This is a genomic window from Duganella caerulea, assembly GCF_040362985.1.
Classification (GTDB): domain Bacteria; phylum Pseudomonadota; class Gammaproteobacteria; order Burkholderiales; family Burkholderiaceae_D; genus Rugamonas; species Rugamonas vulcania.
The window spans coordinates 578685-598242 of record NZ_BPWJ01000004.1 but is presented as its reverse complement, the minus strand read 5'-3'; the positions used below and the strand labels follow the sequence as shown (position 1 = coordinate 598242).

16 protein-coding genes are annotated in these 19558 nt (G+C 66.1%); 12 read left to right on the top strand and 4 right to left on the bottom strand.

Annotated features, from left to right (window positions below; genetic code table 11):
- Nucleotides 1–3 precede the first annotated feature (3 nt).
- Together ACUJB0_RS15490 and corA are read left to right on the top strand one after the other, a co-directional pair.
- Nucleotides 4–393 (top strand): DUF4124 domain-containing protein, encoded by a 390-nt coding sequence (locus ACUJB0_RS15490; protein WP_444845998.1) that lies wholly within the window; start codon nt 4–6, stop codon nt 391–393.
- 81 nt (nt 394–474) lie between these two features.
- Entirely contained in the window at nt 475–1440 is a 966-nt protein-coding gene (gene corA / locus ACUJB0_RS15485) for a magnesium/cobalt transporter CorA (protein ID WP_117012059.1), read from the top strand.
- A gap of 3 nt (nt 1441–1443) precedes the next feature.
- Here the strand turns inward: corA and ACUJB0_RS15480 are convergent, their stop codons facing one another.
- Nucleotides 1444–1947, bottom strand: coding sequence for a hypothetical protein (locus tag ACUJB0_RS15480; RefSeq protein ID WP_444845997.1), 504 nt, complete (start codon nt 1945–1947; stop codon nt 1444–1446).
- Nucleotides 1948–2119: 172 nt separating this feature from the next.
- Between ACUJB0_RS15480 and ACUJB0_RS15475 the strand changes: the two genes are divergently transcribed.
- Entirely contained in the window at nt 2120–3850 is a 1731-nt protein-coding gene (locus ACUJB0_RS15475) for an ABC transporter permease (RefSeq protein ID WP_444845996.1), read from the top strand.
- A gap of 15 nt (nt 3851–3865) precedes the next feature.
- Nucleotides 3866–5176: an ABC transporter ATP-binding protein gene (locus tag ACUJB0_RS15470; RefSeq protein ID WP_161098048.1), complete on the top strand. Its 1311-nt coding sequence runs from the start codon at nt 3866–3868 to the stop codon at nt 5174–5176.
- On the opposite strand, the gene hemL is transcribed toward ACUJB0_RS15470, so the two are convergent.
- Both hemL and thiD read right to left on the bottom strand, forming a co-directional pair.
- Nucleotides 5173–6465 carry a glutamate-1-semialdehyde 2,1-aminomutase gene (gene hemL, locus ACUJB0_RS15465; protein WP_444845995.1) on the bottom strand — a complete coding sequence of 431 codons (1293 nt, stop codon included), beginning with the start codon at nt 6463–6465 and terminating at the stop codon, nt 5173–5175. The genes ACUJB0_RS15470 and hemL overlap by 4 nt on opposite strands.
- 16 nt (nt 6466–6481) lie before the next feature.
- On the bottom strand, nt 6482–7330 hold the full coding sequence (thiD, locus tag ACUJB0_RS15460; RefSeq protein ID WP_444845994.1) for a bifunctional hydroxymethylpyrimidine kinase/phosphomethylpyrimidine kinase: 849 nt from the start codon (nt 7328–7330) through the stop codon (nt 6482–6484).
- A 57-nt stretch (nt 7331–7387) separates the two neighbouring features.
- Between thiD and ACUJB0_RS15455 the strand changes: the two genes are divergently transcribed.
- The 7 genes from ACUJB0_RS15455 (at nt 7388) to ACUJB0_RS15425 (ending at nt 18217) form a co-directional block, all read left to right on the top strand.
- Nucleotides 7388–7579, top strand: coding sequence for a rubredoxin (locus ACUJB0_RS15455; RefSeq protein ID WP_301547057.1), 192 nt, complete (start codon nt 7388–7390; stop codon nt 7577–7579).
- A 92-nt stretch (nt 7580–7671) separates the two neighbouring features.
- The gene (locus tag ACUJB0_RS15450; protein WP_117012052.1) at nt 7672–8085 is read left to right on the top strand and encodes a response regulator; all 414 of its coding nucleotides are present in this window, start codon (nt 7672–7674) and stop codon (nt 8083–8085) included.
- Nucleotides 8086–8105: 20 nt separating this feature from the next.
- Complete coding sequence (locus ACUJB0_RS15445; protein WP_444845993.1) at nt 8106–8480, top strand: response regulator; 375 nt, start codon at nt 8106–8108, stop codon at nt 8478–8480.
- A 3-nt stretch (nt 8481–8483) separates the two neighbouring features.
- Nucleotides 8484–9047, top strand: coding sequence for a chemotaxis protein CheW (locus ACUJB0_RS15440; RefSeq protein WP_444845992.1), 564 nt, complete (start codon nt 8484–8486; stop codon nt 9045–9047).
- Nucleotides 9048–9092: 45 nt separating this feature from the next.
- Nucleotides 9093–11450 carry a methyl-accepting chemotaxis protein gene (locus tag ACUJB0_RS15435; RefSeq protein ID WP_444845991.1) on the top strand — a complete coding sequence of 786 codons (2358 nt, stop codon included), beginning with the start codon at nt 9093–9095 and terminating at the stop codon, nt 11448–11450.
- Between the two features lie 30 nt (nt 11451–11480).
- Entirely contained in the window at nt 11481–17438 is a 5958-nt protein-coding gene (locus ACUJB0_RS15430; RefSeq protein WP_444845990.1) for a hybrid sensor histidine kinase/response regulator, read from the top strand.
- Between the two features lie 8 nt (nt 17439–17446).
- Nucleotides 17447–18217, top strand: a complete 771-nt coding sequence (locus ACUJB0_RS15425) for a substrate-binding periplasmic protein (RefSeq protein ID WP_444845989.1) — start codon at nt 17447–17449, stop codon at nt 18215–18217.
- On the opposite strand, the gene ACUJB0_RS15420 is transcribed toward ACUJB0_RS15425, so the two are convergent.
- Complete coding sequence (locus ACUJB0_RS15420; protein ID WP_444845988.1) at nt 18214–18690, bottom strand: VOC family protein; 477 nt, start codon at nt 18688–18690, stop codon at nt 18214–18216. The genes ACUJB0_RS15425 and ACUJB0_RS15420 overlap by 4 nt on opposite strands.
- A 171-nt stretch (nt 18691–18861) precedes the next feature.
- Here ACUJB0_RS15420 and ACUJB0_RS15415 point away from each other — a divergent pair, with 171 nt between their 5' ends.
- Entirely contained in the window at nt 18862–19551 is a 690-nt protein-coding gene (locus ACUJB0_RS15415; RefSeq protein WP_444845987.1) for a hypothetical protein, read from the top strand.
- Nucleotides 19552–19558 lie beyond the last annotated feature (7 nt).

Sequence of the window (19558 nt, the reverse complement as noted above, 5' to 3'; positions counted from 1 at the left end):
GCGATGTTGCACAAGCAGCGTGGACTCGGTTTGATACAGGTGGCCATCATCATGGCTTCGTTGGCGGCGATAGCGATGGCGTTTTTGATGTCGGCCCGCCATGAGCGCAACTTCTTCGCCGAAGGGCTGGGCACGCTGACCGGCAAGGCGCCTGCTTCGGCGTCGGCTTCCGCTTCGGCGGCGGTTGCGGTGCCGGCGGCGCCGGCCGGCGTGCTGCGCAAGTGCGTCATCGACGGCAAGACCGTGCTGTCGGATGTCGATTGCAAGGACGGAAAAGTGGTCAAGGCCATCGACACGCGCGGCATCGAAGCGCCCAAAGTACCCAAGCCGGACCCCGCGGACTCGGCCCCGCAGTCGGCCACCGACAAAATGATAGAAAAAGCGACCCGCTAGGCTGAAATACCGCATGGCAGGCTGGCCTCGGCGGGGGCTTTGCGGGTACACTTGCGCTGTTTCCAGAAGGCTCACGTACCCATGATTAATGTTTTCGTTCTCCAGAATGGCCGGCTCAACCAGGTTCCCATCGACAGTCGCGAAGACCTGGAAAAGGTCGAGCCTGTTTGGGTCGACCTGACCGACCCGACGGACGACGAACGCGCGTGGGTCAAGGCCATCTACGGCGTGACCTTGCCGGGCGAGGACGAGGTCAAGGACATCGAAGCATCGGCCCGCTACTACGAGGCGGAGAACGGCGACCTGCACCTGCGCACCGACTTTTTGCTGGAAGAAGAGGACGGCCCTTCGCGCATCGTCACGGTGGCCTTCATCCTGGCGCGCAAGATGCTGTTCTCGGTGCACACCGACGACCTGCCGGTGTTCCGCCTGGTGCGCATGCGCGCGCGCTCGCGGCCGGGCTCGATCGCCGACTACATGGACGTGCTGCTGGACCTGTACGCGACCGACGCCGAATACTCGGCCGACGCGCTGGAGGGCATCTACCAGAACCTGGAGGAAGTCAGCGGCCGGGTGCTGCAGGAAGAGTTCACCGACCAGGACGCGGCCGCCGCGCTGAACGCCATCGCGCACGAGGAAGACTTGAACGGCCGCATCCGCCGCAACATGATGGACACGCGGCGCGCGGTCAGCTTCCTGATGCGCGGACGCTTGTTGAACTCGGAGCAGTTCGAGGAAGCGCGCCAGATTCTGCGGGACATCGAATCGCTGGACGGCCACACGTCCTTCCTGTTCGACAAGATCAACTTCCTGATGGACGCCACGGTCGGCTTCATCAACATCAACCAGAACAAGATCATCAAGATCTTCTCGGTGGCCAGTGTGGCCTTCCTGCCGCCGACGCTGATCGCCTCGATCTACGGCATGAACTTCAAGTGGCTGCCGGAGCTGGAATGGCAGCTCGGCTACCCGTTCGCCATCGTGCTGATGATCACCAGCGCCATCGCCCCGTTCTGGTACTTCCGACGCCGTGGGTGGTTGAAGTAAGCGTCACACCGGCTGCGGGCTGAATTCCAGCGAGAGGGTGCTGAAGTAGGGCGCCGTCGACCATTTCTCGTTCAGCGACAGCGCGCGGTCGTACAGCGCCGCCTTGATGTCGATGCCGACCTTGCTGAAGTCGAACGGCTGCTTGTCGCGCGCCGTGCAGGCCGAGGCGGCGCCGGCCAGGAAGGATTCCTCGTCGAACGCGCCCGACCACAACTGCGCCTGCAGCCCCTCGACGATCGCTTCCGCCTGCACCGCCTCGGTCTCCACATCCTTGTTGGACGCGTCATGCACCGCCTCCATGACGAACTGCGCGTCGGCGCCGCGCGCCAGCAGGCTGAGGAAGCCGTGGCGCAGCGGCAGGGCCGATTCCACCACGTAATGCAGCAGATCGTGCGGCAAAATGCCCTGGCGCGGCATCACCGTGTCCGTGCAGCTGCCGTTGTTGCGCACGAAGCGCAGCACGTCATACTTATCCGTCTTGGAACGTTTTTCAGCGATCAGTTTCATAACGCGCAATATTATTTCGAGAATCACATTATTATGCCCGCAACAAGGGGCGCAAATAGTCACCAACTTTCACGTTCGTAATAAATTCACCACCGTAATCCTTTAGAATGGCGGCCTGTGTCACTCTCCGGTCACTCGCCTCGGTTATTCTGGCCGAAGAAAGCCCCCAATAATGAGCAAAAAACGGCAATTTTTCCCCCGCCAGGTGGTCGAAGCCGGCGGTAACCGCTGGGACTGGGCACTGCTGCCCATCGTGCTGTCGATCTTTGTCCTGATCGCCTATGGCAGCCAGCAAATGGTGCGTCCATACGAGGTCGGCCAGGCGTTGCCGTTGTCGCTGGACCCGAGCTACCTGCCTTACTACCTGCTGCGCACCACGCTGCGCATGTTCATCGCGCTCGGCGCGTCGGTGGTCTTCGCCTGCGTGTTCGCCGCGCTCACCACCAAATACAAGCTGGCCGAAAAAGTGCTGGTGCCGATGCTCGACATCCTGCAGTCGATCCCCATCCTCGGCTTCCTGTCGATCACCGTCACCGCCTTCATCGCGCTGTTCCCCGGCAGCCTGCTGGGCGTGGAGTGCGCGGCCATCTTCGCCATCTTCACCTCGCAGGCCTGGAACATGGCCTTCTCCGCCTACCAGGGCTTCCGCACCGTGCCGGCCGAACTGTCGGAGGCGGCCAGCGTGTTCCAGCTCTCGGGCTGGCAGCGCTTCTGGCGCCTGGAGCTGCCGTTCGCCATGCCCGGCCTGTTGTGGAACATGATGATGTCGATGTCCGGCGGCTGGTTCTTCGTGGTGGCGTCGGAGGCGATCTCGGTCTCCGGCCAGGACATCAAGCTGCCCGGCATCGGCTCCTACATCGCCATGGCCATCGCCCAGAGCGACATGAGCGCCATCGGCTGGGCCATCGGCGCCATGCTGGTCGGGGTGCTGATGTACGACCAGCTGTTCTTCCGCCCCCTGCTGGCCTGGGCCGACAAGTTCCGCTTCGAGGAAACCGGCAGCGACACCGCCCAGCAATCGTGGCTGCTCACCTGGCTGCGCCGCACCGAGCGCACGCAGGCCATCGTCGAATGGTTCGGCAATATGCTGTCGCGCTCCATCGCGCTGTTCCGCCTCGGGCACGACGGCACCTCGATCCGCGCCCGCCGCGATAAGCCGTCGCTGGTCCCGCAGCGCGTGTGGGACGCGGTGATCGCCGCCGTGGTGTTCTACGCCTTGTGGAGCCTGGGCCACTTCATCCGCACGGAAGTCGGCTGGACCGAAGTGGGGCATGTGTTCGTGCTTGGCCTGTACACGCTGGCGCGCGTGATCATTCTGCTGGCGCTGGCCTCCCTGGTGTGGGTGCCGGTCGGCGTGTGGATCGGCATGAACCCGCGCTGGGCCTCGCGCACGCAGGCGGTGGCGCAGTTCCTGGCCGCCTTCCCGACCAACCTGGTGTTCCCGGTGGCGGTGGTGCTGATCGTGCGCTACCACCTGAACCCGGACATCTGGCTGTCGCCGCTGATGATCCTGGGGACGCAGTGGTATTTGCTGTTCAACGTGATCGCCGGCGCCTCCACCATCCCGACCGAACTGCGGCACGCCGCCAAGAACTTCGGCCTGACCGGCTGGCTGAAATGGCGCCGCTACCTGCTGCCGGCGATCTTCCCCAGCTTCGTCACCGGCGCCATCACCGCCACCGGCGGCTCGTGGAACGCCGCCATCGTGGCCGAATGCGTCAGCTGGGGCTCGACCACCTTGCGGGCGCACGGCATCGGCAGCTACATCCAGGAGATGACCACCGCCGGCGATTTCCCGCGCATCGCGCTGGGCATCGGTATCATGTGCGTCTTCGTCATGGGCTTCAACCACTTCGTGTGGCGCCGCCTGTACACCATGGCCGAGAGCCGGCTGCATTTCTAGTATTGAGATCGAATTATGAGCACTCCTATCGTCGAATTGAAATCGGTCGGCAAGCATTTCCGCGGCGCCGACGGCTCCGCGCGCGCGGTGCTGGAAGGCGTCGACTTCACGCTGCATGAAGGCGAGATCGTCGCGCTGCTGGGCCAATCGGGTTCCGGCAAGTCGACCATGTTGCGCATCATGGCGGGGCTGATCCAGGCCGACGAGGGCCAGGTGCTGTACCGCGGCATGCCCTTGTACGGCACGGCGCGCGGCATCCGCATGGTGTTCCAGTCGTTCGCGCTGTTCCCGTGGCTGACGGTGCAGAAGAACGTCGAGCTGGGACTGGAGGCGCAGGGCATGCCGGCCGAGGAACGCGCCGAGCGCGCCGAGAAGGTGATCGACCTGATTGGCCTGTCCGGCTTCGAGGGCGCGCTGCCGCGCGAGCTGTCGGGCGGCATGCGCCAGCGTGTCGGCATCGCCCGCGCGCTGGTGATGGAGCCGGAAGTGCTGCTGATGGACGAGGCGTTTTCCGCGCTGGACGTGCTGACCGGCGAGCGCCTGCGCGAAGAGATCCTGGAGCTGTGGCAGTCCGGCCAGATCCCGACCAAGGCCATCCTGGTGGTGTCGCACAACATCGAGGAAGCGGTGATGATGGCCGACCGCGTGCTGATCTTCGCCAGCGATCCTGGCCGGGTGCGCGCCGAGCTGCCGATATCGCTGCCGCAGCCGCGCAAGGCCGAGGGGCCGGAAGTGCGCCAGCTGATCGACAAGGTGTATGAGCTGATGACCGCCGGCGCCGGCCGCCGTGGCCTGATCAGCGAGAAGGAGGTCAAGCTGCAGCTGGGCGACCGCCTGCCGCAGGCCGACATCGCGCACATGGAAGGTATCGTGGAGCTGCTGTCGGAGGAGCCGTTCTCCGGCCGCGCCGACCTGCCGCAGCTGGCCGAAGAAACGGAACTGACCGACGCCGAGCTGCTGGAAGTGTTGAACGGCTTGATCCTGCTGGGCTTTGCCTACCTGACCAACGGCGACATCCTGCTGACCGACTTGGGCGGCCGGTACGCGGCGGCCACCAACACCGAGCGGCAGGAGATCTTCGGCAAGCAGCTGCTGGAGCATGTGCCGCTGATCGCCTACATCTGCCACGGCCTGGAACAGGACAAGTCGGGCGACCTGCCGGAAGACCTGTTCCTCAAGCTGCTGCGCTTCACGCTCAGCGAAGAGGAAGCCGAGCGCGCGCTGCGGGTCGCCATCGAGTGGGGCCGCTACGGCGACCTGTTCGAGTACAACTTCAACACCGGCGTGATCCAGTCCTCCGAAGAGGACGAGGAAGACGAGGCTTAAGCCGCGAGTTTCTTGAACACGCGCGCGGCGGCGGCGATGGTTTCGTCGATCACCGCGTCACTGTGCTGCGCCGAGACGAAGCCCGCCTCGAACGCGGCCGGCGCGAAGTACACGCCTTCGTCCAGCATCGCGTGGAAGAACACGTTGAAGCGCGCACGGTCGCCGGCCATCATCTCGGCGTAGTTGTTCGGCGGCGTCTCGCTGAAGTACAGGCCGAACATGCCGCCGATCGAATCGGCGCAGAATACGATGCCCGCGTCCTTGGCCGCCTTGGTCAGGCCGGCCGCCAGGCGTGCCGCCGTCGCGCTCAGCTTCTCGTGGAAGCCCGGCTCCTGGATGATCTTCAAGGTGGTCATGCCCGCCGCCACCGCCACCGGATTGCCCGACAGCGTGCCGGCCTGGTAGACCGCGCCCAATGGCGCCATCTTGCTCATCAACTCAGCGCTGCCGCCGAAGGCCGCCACCGGCAGGCCGCCGCCGATCACCTTGCCCAGCGCCGTCAGGTCCGGCTTGATGCCGTACAGCTGCTGCGCGCCGCCCAGCGCCACGCGGAAGCCGCACATCACTTCATCGAAGATCAGCACCGCGCCGTGCTTGGTGCACAGCGCGCGCATCGCCTGCAGGAAGGCTTCGGAAGCCTTGATCAGGTTCATATTGCCGGCCACCGGCTCGACGATCACGCAGGCGATGTCGTCGCCGTATTCGGCGAAGGCCTGCTCCAGCTGCGCCACGTTGTTATAGTCCAGCACCATCGTGTGCTTGACGAAGTCCTCCGGCACGCCGGCCGACGTCGGATTGCCGAAGGTGAGCAGGCCGCTGCCCGCCTTGACCAGCAGCGAATCGGCGTGGCCGTGGTAGCAGCCCTCGAACTTGATGATCTTGTCGCGGCCCGTGGCGCCGCGCGCCAGGCGCAGCGCGCTCATGGTCGCCTCGGTGCCCGACGAGACCAGGCGCACCTGCTCGATCGACGGCACCAGGCGGCAGATCTCCTCGGCCATCACGATCTCGCCCTCGGTCGGCGCGCCGAACGACAGGCCGCGCGCGGCCGCCTCCTGCACCGCCTTCACCACCACTGGATGCGCGTGGCCGACGATGGCCGGGCCCCAGGAGCCGATGTAGTCGATGTAGCGCTTGTCATCCGCGTCCCAGAAGTACGGGCCTTCGGCGCGGGTGATGAAGCGCGGCGTGCCGCCCACCGAGCGGAAGGCGCGCACCGGCGAGTTGACGCCGCCGGGCGTGGTTTTCTGGGCGCGTTCGAACAGCTGGTCGTTTTTTGAGGTCGTGGTCATGATGGCATCTTCGGTGTCAAGTTGGTAAAGCCTGGTGCAGATGGAAAAATCGGTTCGGGATGAACTTGCCCATGCCGTAGCGCTGCGCGTGGGCCAGCGCGCCGACGGTGTATTCCTGCGCCGCCGTCACCGCTTCCGGCACGTCGGCGCCGCGCGCCATGAAGGCGGTGATCGCCGCCGACAGCGTGCCGCCGGCGCCCAGGAACGGGCCGGGCATATGCTGCCAGGCGTCGTGGCTGATCACGCCGTCGGCGCCGAACAGGGTGTTGGCCAGCGTGTTCGGCGCGGCCGTCTCGCCTTGCGGCGTGCCGGCCTGGGTGCCGGTGACGAGCACGAATTCGCAGCCCAGGGCCAGCAGGTGTTCGACGTCCGATTCCATGGTGTCCTCGGCGCCTTCGCGCCAGGTCTCGGCCAGGCGGCCCAGCTCCACCTGCGACAGCATCAGCAGCGTGGCCTGCGGCACCAGCAGCTGGCGCAGGGCGGTCAGCAGCTCCTCGGCCTCGTCGGCGTCGGCCGGATCGGGCAGGCGGGAGCTGAACGGATCGAGGATCAGCGGCGCGTCGGGATAGTCGGACAGGATCTCGGCGATGGCCGCCACCTGCTCGATGTTGGTCACCGCGCCGACCTTGAAGGCGGCCATGGTCATGTCTTCCAGGACCACGCGGGCCTGGTCCGAGACCCAGTCGGGATCGATGTCCTGGGCGTCTTCGACGCGGGCGCTGTCGCCGATCAGCAACGCGGTGGTCACCGCCAGCCCGTTGCAGGAGAGGGCGGAAAATACCGCGAGGTCGGCCTGGACGCCGATCGCTCCGGCCGGATCGGTGGCACCGAAGCTTAATATGAGAGGAGAAGTTTGGTTTTGCACGGCGGGTAGATTAAGATACCTAATTCAGCATTTTACTTGATTGAAGGGTGGCAGAACGTGAGTAGCAATGAAACAACGCAGGAGTTCCAGACCTGGATGTGCCTGATCTGTGGCTGGATCTATGACGAGCAAGCCGGTTTGCCGGACGAAGGCATCGCCCCCGGCACCCGCTGGGCCGATGTGCCGATGAACTGGAGCTGCCCGGAATGCGGCGCCCGTAAGGACGATTTCGAGATGGTAGCCATCTGATACGCCGCGCCGGACGACTGGCGCATCGCTAGTATCGCGCCAACCGCCGCCTGCCTATGCTATGGTGTAGCCACCATACCAGCGAACCGATTATGACGACGACCACGCCGCATGCTAATGCCCTGAAAATCATGGTGATCGACGACAGCAGCACGATCCGTCGTTCGGCCGAGATCTTCCTGACCCAGGCCGGCTACCAGGTGGTGCTGGCCGAGGATGGATTCGACGCGCTGGCCAAGATCAGCGACCACCATCCGGCGCTGATCTTCTGCGATATCCTCATGCCGCGCCTGGACGGCTACCAGACCTGCGCGCTGATCAAGAAGAGCGCCAAATTCCACGCCACGCCGGTGCTGATGCTGTCGTCCAAGGACGGCCTGTTCGACCGCGCGCGCGGTGCCATGGTCGGTTCTGCCGCCTATCTCACCAAACCTTTTACCAAAGACAGCCTGCTGGCCGCGGTGCGCGAGCATACCGGCGGCGCGGGCGTCTCCACACAAGAATAAGCCAGCTTCAGGGGAACACCATGGCCATACAAAGAATTCTGATCGTCGACGATTCGCCCACGGAGCGCTACTACCTGACCGACATCCTGGTCAAAAACGGCTTCTCCGTCTCGACCGCCGAAAACGGCGAGGAGGCGCTGGCCAAGATCAAGGCCGACAAACCGCAGCTGATCCTGATGGACGTGGTCATGCCCGGCGCGAACGGCTTCCAGGTCACCCGCGCGATCTCCCGCGATCCCGAGCTGCAGGACGTGCCGGTGATTATCTGCTCCAGCAAGGACCAGGAGACCGACCGTATCTGGGGCCTGCGCCAGGGCGCGCGCGAATACCTGGTCAAGCCGGTCGACGCGGCCGAACTGCTGGCCAAGATCGCCGCTTTGTCTGCCGCCGGCTAAGCGATGAGCGGCCCGACGCCCGACACCCCATCCACCCCGGCCGGCCCGGAACGCCGTAGCCGCCTGCGCCAGTATCAGGTGCAGCTGTTGGAGCGCATGCAGGCCGCAAAAACCGGCGCCGCTGCGGGCGGCCGTGAGCTCGGCGTGCTGATAGGCGGGCGTCTCTGCCTGCTGGACTTGACCCAGATCAGTGAAATCGTGCCGCTGCAGCCGGTCACGCCGGTGCCGCTGGCGCAGGACTGGTACCAGGGACTGGCCAATATCCGCGGCAACCTGACCGGCGTGATCGACCTGGCGCGCTACCAGGGCCTGGCCGCCGGCGACGCGGCGGCGGCCGAACGGCGCCTGATCACCTTCGCCCCCACATTGGGTTTCAACTGCGCGCTGTTGGCCGAGCGTGTGCTGGGCCTGCGCAAGCTGGCCGACATGCAGGCGCTCGAAGTACCGGCCGATGCCGGACCTGAATGGAACCGCCAGCACTACACCGACGGCGAGGGCCAGCAATGGACCCGCATCGACCTGGCGCAGCTGGTGCGTGAAGCGCGTTTTCTGCAGGTTGGTTTGTAAGGGCGGCATACTGGGGTAGATCGCAACTAATCCGAAGAGGGTGTAATGGCTTTCAAGATGGGGTTTTTCTCGCGGGGCGACCGCAAAGCCGCGCCGGACATGGCAGCGAATTCGGAGTTTGGCGAAGCGGGCGATTCGCAGTTTTTGCACACCGGCGCTGTGGCGGCGCCGATGCCGATGCCGCCGCCGGACAGCACCGACGCCAGCGACAGCACCGCCGCCGTCACGGACAGCGCCGCGCCGCTGCGCCTGCGCGATGCGCTGGGCCGCCGTGGCGGCGCTCCGGTGGCGCCGGCCGAGCCGGGGGCCGGCTTCAGGCTGCCGCTGATCGGCCACCTGCCGGCGCAGCGCCAGCTGAGCATCCTGTCGACGGCGCTGGCGGTCAGCCTGGCGCTGAGCGCCTTGTTCGTCGCCCTCAACACCATCCACAGCGCCAACCGCTCCACCCAGACCCAGGTCGCCAGCGATGCGCTGATGCATTCGCAGCGCATCGGCAAGGCGGCGCCGAACGCGGTGCAGGGCAGCGCGGAAGGCTTCCGCCAGCTGGAGGAAAGCCGCAAGGAATTGAACAACGACTTCGTGCTGATGACGCGCGGCGGCCGCTATCACGGCCGCGAGATCGGCGAGCCGATCGCCGCGCTGGCGCCCGTCGTGGCCGCGGCCCGCAAGCAATGGGGGCCGTCCGATATCGCGGCCGGCACCATCCTGCTGCTGAAGGCGGACCTGAGCGGCGTCGATAAGACGCTGAAGAAGATCAACGACCTGTCGCCGTCCCTGCTCAACCGCACCGAGGACATCTCCGCGCTCAAGGTGCAGCGCGGCGGTTCGGCGCGCGAGATCGCGGCGCTCGGCAAGCTGACCATGCTCACGCAGCGCATGAGCCGCGGCGCCAGCGAGTTCCTCACCGCCGGCGGCATCACGTCGGAGACCGCGTTCCAGCTGGGCCGCGACACCACCGTGTTCCGTAACACCGTCGACGGCTTCCTCAACGGCAGCGCGCCGCTCGGACTGGCGGCCGTGCGCGAGCCGGACCTGCGCGAGAAATTCACCGCGCTCAAAAACGATTTCGAGGAATACCAGAAGCTGGTGACGGCCATCCTCGACAAGCTGGATAAATTCAGCGCCGCCAAGAACGCCGAACAGCTGATCTTCAACGACAACGAAGCCCTGCGCCAGCGCCTGTCGGTGCTGCAGCAGGCTTACCGCGAAGACCAGGATTCGCTGGGCCTGACCTTCTGGCTGATGGTGGCCGGCGGCATGCTCACGCTGGTCTCGGCGGCGGCCATCGGCCGCGTGCTGCTGGTCGATTCCTACAACCGCACGCGCGGCGCCGACCGCCGCCGCCAGGAAGCGGAATCCATGCGCCAGCAATCGCAGCGCAAGGAGGAAGAGGCGAAGGCCATGAACGACCAGAACCAGGCTGCGATTCTGCGCCTGATGAACGAGCTGCAGGAGGTGGCGGACGGCGACTTGACGGTGCAGGCCACGGTGTCCGAGGACATCACCGGCGCCATCGCCGACTCGGTCAACTACACGGTGGAAGAGCTGCGCGGCCTGGTGGGCCGCGTGACCGCCACCGCCGAACAGGTGACCAAGGCGTCCACCCACGCGCAAAGCATCTCCAGCGACCTGCTGCTGGCGTCGCAGCAGCAGTCGCGCGAGATCCAGGACGCGTCGGCCACGGTGGTCAAGATGGCCAACGAGATCACCGACGTGTCACGCTCGGCCAGCGAATCGGCCGACGTGGCGCGCCAGTCGGTGGCGGCGGCGCAGCAGGGCGCGACGGCGGTGGAAAACGCCATCAAGGGCATGCACGAGATCCGCGAGCAGATCCAGGACACGTCCAAGCGCATCAAGCGCCTGGGCGAATCGTCGCAGGAGATCGGCGAGATCACCGAGCTGATTTCCGACATCACCGAGCAGACCAACGTGCTGGCGCTGAACGCGGCGATCCAGGCCGCGTCGGCCGGTGAGGCGGGGCGCGGCTTCTCGGTGGTGGCGGAAGAGGTGCAGCGCCTGGCCGAACGCTCGGCCGAAGCGGCCAAGCAGATCGGCGCGCTGGTGCGCACCATCCAGACCGACACCCACGACGCCGTGGCCGCGATGGAGAAGTCGACCCAGGGCGTGGTCGAAGGCGCGCGCCTGTCCGACGCGGCCGGCGCGGCGCTGAACGACATCTCGCAGGTGTCGAACCGCCTGGCCGAGCTGATCTCCGGCATCTCGATGGCGACCGGCCAGCAGGCCACGTCGGCGTCCAGCGTGGCGCAGAACATCCAACACATTTTGACGGTGACCGAGCAAACGCAGGACGGTACCCAGCAAACCGCACAATCGATTCATAAGCTGTCAGTGCTGGCGCAGGAATTGAAAAACTCGGTGGCGCGATTCCGTATCGCGTCCTGAACCGCCCATCATTGAAAGGCCGAGGCAAGCATGACCACAACTGATTTTCCGAATCCGCCGCAACCGCAGTTCGATACCGGCCCCTTGTCGTGGGTGATGGTGGAAATCCGCGAGTCGCTGGCACGCTCGAAGACCGCCCTGTTCGAAGCGGGCGGCCGGGCGCCGGAGGATCAGGCGACCCAGCTGCAGCACGCGCGGTCGCACCTGCACCAGGCGCACGGCGCGCTGATGATGGTGGACGTGGATGGTGTCGGCCTGATGACGCAGGTGGCCGAGGAGGCGCTGGACCGCTTCAAGGCCGGCACGCTCAAATGCAGCACCGACCATGCGCAGACGCTGGCGGAGCTTTATCAGGCGCTGGTGGAGTATCTGCAGGAGCTGCTGGAGGGCGCGCCGTCGCAGCCGGTCAAGCTGTTCCCTTACTATCGCGCGGTGCAGGAGATGATGGGCGCGGAGCGCGTTCATCCGGCGGACCTGTTCTATCCCGATTTGTCGCGCAGCGTGGCGGCGCCGCCGGCCGGCGAGGCCGCTGCGGCGGACTACACGGCGTTCCGGCAGCGCTTCGAGAAATCGCTGCTGCCTTACCTGAAGAGCACCGAGGCGGCGCAGCAGCGGGAGCATGCCGCCGCGCTGCTGGATGCCGTGAAGCTGGTCGCCGCCGCCCAGCAGGACGCCAGGGCGCGCACCTTCTGGCTGGCGATGCAGGCCTTCGCGGAGCTGGTGGCCAACGGCGAACTGGCGGGCGGCTTGTACGTCAAGCAGTTGTTCGGGTTGATCAATCTGCAAATACGCCGTTTGAGCCAGGGCACCGCCGCGCAGCCGGATGCGATGCTGCGCGATGCGCTGTTCTTCATTGCCGCTGTTCCGCCGTCGCCATCGTCATCGGAGACGGTGCTGGAGCTGCGCCGCGTGTTCGCGCTCGACGGCCTGGTGCCGGCCGATTATGAACGCCGCCGCTACGGCCAGATCGACCTCGATGCGCTGGAGCGCGCCAAGGCCGGCATGGCGCGGGCCAAGGCGAGCTGGGACCGGCTCGCCGGCGCGGAGATCGATCCGGCGCTGGACGCGGCGTTCGGCAGCGCGCTGGCCGATGTGGCCGAGGCTTGCGACCAGTTGGATCTGCCGGCGCTGAGCATCCTGTTACGGCAGTTGGCCGACGTGGCGCATACCGCCATCTCGGCGGGCCGCAGCGAGGAGCTGGCGCTGGAGATGGCGACCGCGCTGCTGTTCGCCGAACATGGGCTGGAGCAGATCCGCCATCTGCCGGGCGATTTCGCGGCGCACGCGGACACGATAGGCGCGCGCTTGCTGGCGCTGGTGGCCGGCGACACACCGCCGGAACCGGCGCAGTGGCAGAGCGGCCTGGCGCAGCAGATGCGGCAGGACGATACCGTGGTCGCGCTGGCGATGGAGATGAAGGCCGGCTTGCGCCAGGTCGAGAAGGTGCTCGACGATTATTACGTCGACCCGTCGAAGCGGCCGTCGCTAACGGAGCTGGACCCGGTGCTGCACCAGTTGCAGGGCGCGCTGTCCATCCTCGACCAGGAAGACGCGACGAAGGCGGCGCAGCATGTGAAGGCCGCCGTGCATGCGCTGGCGGCGGGCGAGGGCGATCCGTCGCTGGAGCCCAAGGCGCTGGACGATATCGCGCAGAACGTCGGTGCGCTGGGCTTCTTTGTCGATATGCTGGCGCAGAACGCGGCCGGTGCCCGCGAGCGCTTCGCGTTCGACGCGGCACATGGCGCCTTCCGTTCGGTGCCGTTCAAGAAGATGGCCGGCTCCGAGTCGATACCGGTGCTGGAGGAGCAGGTGCCTGCGCCGGCTCCGGTGGCGATGCCGGAGCCGGCGCCCGCGCCGGCCAGCAGCGATGCGGCGGTGGAGGCCGAGCTGCTGGACATCTTCATCTCCGAGGCCGGGGAGGTGCTGCAGTTTATCGATGCCACGCTGGCCAAGCCGCGCGCGGAGTCGGGCAGCGAGGAGAACCTGACCATGCTGCGGCGCTCCTTCCATACGCTGAAGGGCAGCGGCAGGATGGTGGGCCTGAGTCAGTTCGCCGACGCGGCGCATGCCATCGAACGCGTGATGAATGTGTGGCTGGCGGAGGCGCGGCCGGCCACGGATGCCCTGTTTGATTTGCTGAACGAGGCGGCGCGCCAGATGGGCGCGTGGGTGGGTGAACTGGTGGCGGCCGGGATCTCGGCGCGCAATGCTGATGCGCTGGTCGCTGCGGCCGCGCGCGTGCAGGAGGGCGGCGAGTTCGCGATCGATGCGGCGGCGCCGGCGCCAACGCCGATGCCAGCGCAGGAAGCCGAGGCCAAGGCGGAGGTAGTCGCGGAGGCGGAGGGGCTGCCGTTCGATGCCGCTGACGAATCGCAGACGGTCGAGCCGCCGCCGATCGAGCCACCATTGGCCGCAACTCCGCCCGCGAGCGAGCCGCCGCTGGTTGAGCCGCCATCGACCGCAACTCCGCCCGCGGTCGAGCCGCGGCCGGCGACAGCACCGCCGGCGATTGTCTCCAATGGCAACGTCATCGACTTCCCATCCATCACACCGGCGGTGCCGCGCGACGACAACGTCAAGCATATCGGCGAGCTGGAGATCCCTCTGCCGCTGTACAACATCTACCTGCACGAGACGGACGAACTGGTTCGCCTGCTCACGCAGGACTTCGGCGAATGGCGCCATGAGCCGCGCCGGCCGGTCCATGCGGAGGCGTTGCAGGCATCGCACACGCTGGCCGGGACGTCGGGCACGGTCGGCTTCAAGGTCTTGCGGGAATTGGCGCTGGCGCTGGAGTCCACGCTGCAGGCGCTGCTGCCGCCCGCGCCGCATCTCGACCAGGTGCAGCATGATTTGCTGGACTTTACGATGGAGCGCATTCGCCAGATGCTGCAGAGTTTCGCGGCCGGCGACATGCCGGCGGCGCAGCCGGAGCTGATCACCGCGCTGCACGACCTGCGCGCGGAACTGGAGGCCACGCCGCCAGCGGCCAGCAACGATATCGAGGCGCGGCTGGACGATCTGGTCGCGGAGACGATGCACGACATCACATCCGCGCCGGTGGAGTCGGCGATGGAGAAGTTGTTCCGCGAGGCGTTCGAAGCGCTCAGCGGCAGCGTGCCGGAATCGGAGGCGCCCGTGCGCGAAGCGGCACCGAAAAAGGTCGAGGCGCGCGCGGACGACAGCATCGACGATCTGTTCAACGCCGCGTTCGACGACGCCTTCGCCGAACCGCCGCTCATGATCGCCGAGCCGGAGCCCGAACCCGCGCCGCCAGCGCCCGTGCAGGAGTTGGCGCCCGAACCCGAACCCGAACCGGCAGCGACCGCGCCTGCACCCGAGCCCGAGCCGGCAATCCCCGCGCTCGCGCCCGAGCTAGCAGCCTCCGCCCCCGAGTCCGAGCCTACAGCCGCCACGCTCGCCCCCGAGCTAGCAGCCTCCGAGCCCGAGTCCCAGCCCGCAGCCGCCACGCTCGCACCTGAGGCCCAGCCACCAGCCTCCGCGCCGCTGGCCCTCGCGCCTGAACCGGAGCCCGAGCCGCTCGCCCCCGCGCCAGAACCGGAATCCGCGCTGGAGCAGGAGCCGGAGCTCATCCCCGACGGCGACGTTTTGCTGCAGGCCGAAGTTATCGAACTCCCGCCGGCCGAACCCGAAATCCTGACCGCCGCACCAGCAATCTTCCACGACGAATTGGACGCCGACCTGCTGCCGGTCTTCCTGGAAGAGGGCGCGGACTTGCTGCCGCAGGTGGGCGAGGCATTGCGCACCTGGCACCACAATCCCGCCGACACCGCGCAAGCCCAAAGCCTGCTGCGCCTCCTGCATACCGTGAAGGGAAGCGCCCGCATGGCCGGCGCGATGCGACTGGGCCAGCACGCCCACGAAATCGAAACGCACATTGAAAACATGGTGCACGCCGGTTCCGCCACGCCGCAAGCGTTCGACGAACTGCTGGCCCACTACGACCACGCGCTGCTGCTGTTCGAACAGCTCCAGCATCCGGACGCATTGCACCAAGCCGCCGGCCTGGCCGCCGATGTCGCCAGCCTGGAGGCAGGCCAGCCGTCCATCGCCGGCACCAGCGGCATCGCGGCGGACAGCACCGACGGCGCCGAAGCACCTACAGCCGCAGCGCCCGCGCCAGCCGCACAGGCGCCCGCCGACGAATTGCAAGCGAGCGCGAAATCGCCGCTGGTCCGCGTCCGCGCCGACATCCTGGACCGCCTGGTGAACCAGGCCGGTGAAGTATCGATCTCCCGCTCCAAGCTGGAGAACGAAGTCGAAACCCTGCGCGCCTCGCTGTTCGACTTCTCCGAAAACCTCACCCGCCTGCGCCGCCAGCTGCGAGAAGTGGAAATGCAAGCCGAATCGCAGATCGCCTCCCGCATGTCGATCTCCAGCGACCGCGAATTCGACCCGCTTGAATTCGACCGCTTCACGCGCCTGCAGGAGCTGACCCGCATGATGGCGGAAAGCGTCAACGACGTCGCCTCCTTCCACGAAAGCCTGACCCGCAGCGTCGACAACGCCGGCGACGACCTGGTACTGCAAGCGCGCCTCACGCGCGATCTGCAGCGTGACCTGATGCGCGTGCGGATGGTGCCCTTCGCCAGCATCTCCGAACGCCTGTTCCGCGTCGCGCGGCAAAGCGCCAAGGAAGTCGACAAGCGCGTCAACCTGGACATACGCGGCAGCGCGGTGGAAATCGACCGCAGCGTGCTGGAACGCATGGCCGCGCCGTTCGAACACCTGCTGCGCAACGCCATCGCCCACGGCGTGGAGAGCCGCGCCGCCCGCAGCGCGGCGGGCAAGAACGAAACCGGTGAGCTGCTGGTGCAGGTCACGCAGCAGGGCAATGAAGTCGTCATCGAATTCACCGACGACGGCGGCGGCCTCGATCTGGAACGCATCCGCGCCAAGGCGATCAGCAGCGGCCTGCTGCGGGAAGACGAGGAAGTCACCGACGTCCAGATTGCCGACCTGATTTTCGAACCCGGCTTCTCCACCGCCGAAGCGCTGACCGAATTGTCCGGGCGCGGCGTCGGCATGGACGTGGTGCAGTCCGAAGCGCAGGCGCTGGGCGGGCGCGTCGACACCTTCTCCGAACCCGGAAAAGGCACGCGCTTCACCATCCACCTGCCGCTCACGCTGGCCGTCACGCAGGTGGTGCTGTTGGCGGCGGGCGGCAAGACCTACGCGCTCCCCGCCATCCTGGTCGAGCAGGTGCTGCAGATGAAGGACGCCGCGCTGAGCGAAGCGCAGCACAACGGCTACGTGCCGGTGCACGGCCAGCACGCCGCGCTGCACTACCTGCCCGCCTTGCTGGGCGACGCGGCGGCGCAACCGCCGGCGCAGCGATCCGCGCCGGTGATGATGCTCAAGAACGGCAACGAGCGGCTGGCGGTGCGCGTCGACGAGGTGCTGGGCAACCGCGAGGTCGTCATCAAGAACATCGGGCCGCAGCTGGCGCGCATGGTCGGCATCGCCGGCGCCACGGTGCTTGGCTCGGGCGACATTGTCCTGATCCTGAACCCGGTCGCGCTGGCGCAGCACCTGGCGCACCATCCCGAGATGCAGCAGCACTATGCGCGGGCGGCGGCGGAGGGCTCCGCGCCACGGCAAGGGCGGTCCATCATGGTGGTCGATGACTCCATGACCGTTCGCCGCGTGACCCAGCGCCTGCTGGAGCGCGAAGGCTACAACGTCGTGCTGGCCAAGGACGGTGTCGACGCGCTGGAGCAGCTGCAAGGGGCCAGGCCGGACCTGATGCTGGTCGATATCGAGATGCCGCGCATGGACGGCTTCGACCTGACGCGCAACGTGCGCGGCGACGAGCGCACCAAGGACATCCCCATCATCATGATCACGTCGCGCAGCGCGGACAAGCACCGCAACTACGCCCTGCAACTGGGAGTGAATGCCTACTTCGGCAAGCCTTTCCAGGAACCGCTGCTGCTGGATGCGATAGCCGGTCTATTGAAACCGTAAGCCCACGCATGAAGATCGCACTGGCATCCATATTGATATTCTTGGGCTGCTGTCGCGATCTGGCGTGTGCCCAGGCGGCCGAGGTGCTCACCGCCTGGACCTACTACGCCGCGCCGCCGTTCCTGACGGATGCCCGGTCCAATGCCGGACTGGATCGGGACCTGGTGGCTTACCTGAACCAGAAGCTGGCCGGTAAATATGAGGTCCGCCTGATGTTCGTGCCGCGCGCCCGCCTGGGGTCCATGCTCGATACCGGCGCCAGGGGCATGGTCTTGTTTGCGCCGTCGGTTATTTTTGGTGGGCCGGCCGGCGGCAAATACCTCTGGACCTCGGTCTTGTTCGATGACCGCCAGGACCTGCTGTCGCGCGCCTCGGCGCCGTTCGAATATGACGGTCCCGCTTCGCTGCACGGCGTCCGCTTCGGCGCGATGCTGGGCCATACCTATCCGGCGCTGGCGGAAGACATGGACAGCGGACGTATCTACGCACACCGCAACAACAACGAAGGCGCGTTACTGAGCATGCTGTTGATGCAGCGTCTCGACGTGATCACGCTTGCCGATTCATCCGCCCGCTATCTGGTCAAGAACGATGCCAGCATCGCCGGGAAAATCCATGTCTCAAAACAGAACCTGGGCAGCTACGCCCGCCACCTGATGTTCCAGCAAGGGATGACCAGGGAACGCGACGACATCGAGGACGTCGTGGCCAGGATGGACAGCGATCCAGCCTGGCTCGCCATTCTGCGGAAGTACGGCTTGACCCACGGGACGCGTTAGGCGGCGCGCACGGCGGCTTCGATCGCGGCGACGTCGATTTTCCCCATCTTCATCATGGCCTGGAACGCGCGCTGGGCGACGTCGCCGCCCTTGGCCATGGCGTCGGTCAGCACGCGCGGCGTGATTTGCCACGACAGGCCCCATTTGTCCTTGCACCAGCCGCAGGCGCTTGCGCTGCCGCCGTTGTCGATGATGGCGTCCCAATAGCGGTCGGTCTCGGCCTGGTCGTCGGTGGCGATCTGGAACGAGAATGCCTCGCTGTGCTTGAAGGCCTTGCCGCCATTGAGGCCGATGCACGGGATGCCGCAGACCGTGAACTCGACTGTCAATACGCTATCCGCTTTCCCGCCGGGGAAATCGGACGGCGCCCGGTGCACCTTGCCGACCGCGCTGTCGGGGAAGGTGCGGGCGTAGAAGTGCGCGGCTTCTTCCGCGTCATGGTCGTACCACAGGCAGATCGTGTTTTTGTTCATCGTCACTCTCCTTGGTTAGTCGAGGATGTAGTCTACCTCCGCTTGCGCGCGCGGCGGCGCGAGCTTGCACCGGGCATTTGCAAGTCATTTGTGGGTCCGACAAGATTAACTTTCTCCCTGCGGTTGTCGATATTCCATCGATGACGCTTTTATCTACAGGAAGAAAGCATCATGTCAGTTACCAGCACATATTCATTCATACAAGGGTTCTTCAACGGCGTGTTCGTTGGCCAGAACGCCGTCAGCGCAGCAGATCAGCCATTTACCGAATCGCCTCCGGGCAGCGGCACTTTCGTGGTCCATCGTCCCACCGGCGAGAACCTGGTCGATCTCGGTAAGGTCATCAACACCAACGCCAACGTCGGCATGGTCGCCAAGCAGCTGATCGCGGCGGGCGCTTCGCTCACCAGTGGCTTGCGCGTGCAGGGCACGCCGTGGATCAGCGTTCCCTACTTCAGCCAGTCGCCCGCCGCGCACAAACCTTTCGACATGCTAGCCAAAGTCAATTTCGATTTCCATATCGAGACGCCTTGGTTCTGCAGCGATATCGATGGCACCATCTCGGTGTTCTTGTTCGTCTTCCTCGACAGCCAGAAGCATCTGCATGTGACGGTTGATGGCACCTGGTTCTCGTTCGAGGGCGGCGCGCCTTTCTGCGCCGGCCCCGCTTCCGATGCGCTGAAGGCCGCGATGCCGGCGGTGCGCAAGGAAGTCCAGGCGCTGCTGCCCCAACTGACGTCGGCCATCGCCAACGTCAAGTTCTCCAATATTTACTTCTTGCCTGGCGACGGTAAAAAAGCCGCCGGCGCCTTCGTACAAAACGCCAGCAGCGATGCGTCGCTCGGCCTGCTCTTAGCTTAAAAGGAAA

Excerpts from the sequence above, each read along its gene's own strand:
- ACUJB0_RS15490 (WP_444845998.1), top strand. The coding sequence starts at position 4 with ATGTTGCACAAGCAGCGTGGACTCGGTTTGATACAGGTGGCCATCATC.
- corA (WP_117012059.1), top strand. The coding sequence starts at position 475 with ATGATTAATGTTTTCGTTCTCCAGAATGGCCGGCTCAACCAGGTTCCC.
- ACUJB0_RS15480 (WP_444845997.1), bottom strand. The coding sequence starts at position 1,947 with ATGAAACTGATCGCTGAAAAACGTTCCAAGACGGATAAGTATGACGTG.
- ACUJB0_RS15475 (WP_444845996.1), top strand. The coding sequence starts at position 2,120 with ATGAGCAAAAAACGGCAATTTTTCCCCCGCCAGGTGGTCGAAGCCGGC.
- ACUJB0_RS15470 (WP_161098048.1), top strand. The coding sequence starts at position 3,866 with ATGAGCACTCCTATCGTCGAATTGAAATCGGTCGGCAAGCATTTCCGC.
- hemL (WP_444845995.1), bottom strand. The coding sequence starts at position 6,465 with ATGACCACGACCTCAAAAAACGACCAGCTGTTCGAACGCGCCCAGAAA.
- ACUJB0_RS15450 (WP_117012052.1), top strand. The coding sequence starts at position 7,672 with ATGACGACGACCACGCCGCATGCTAATGCCCTGAAAATCATGGTGATC.
- ACUJB0_RS15445 (WP_444845993.1), top strand. The coding sequence starts at position 8,106 with ATGGCCATACAAAGAATTCTGATCGTCGACGATTCGCCCACGGAGCGC.
- ACUJB0_RS15440 (WP_444845992.1), top strand. The coding sequence starts at position 8,484 with ATGAGCGGCCCGACGCCCGACACCCCATCCACCCCGGCCGGCCCGGAA.
- ACUJB0_RS15435 (WP_444845991.1), top strand. The coding sequence starts at position 9,093 with ATGGCTTTCAAGATGGGGTTTTTCTCGCGGGGCGACCGCAAAGCCGCG.
- ACUJB0_RS15430 (WP_444845990.1), top strand. The coding sequence starts at position 11,481 with ATGACCACAACTGATTTTCCGAATCCGCCGCAACCGCAGTTCGATACC.
- ACUJB0_RS15425 (WP_444845989.1), top strand. The coding sequence starts at position 17,447 with ATGAAGATCGCACTGGCATCCATATTGATATTCTTGGGCTGCTGTCGC.
- ACUJB0_RS15420 (WP_444845988.1), bottom strand. The coding sequence starts at position 18,690 with ATGAACAAAAACACGATCTGCCTGTGGTACGACCATGACGCGGAAGAA.
- ACUJB0_RS15415 (WP_444845987.1), top strand. The coding sequence starts at position 18,862 with ATGTCAGTTACCAGCACATATTCATTCATACAAGGGTTCTTCAACGGC.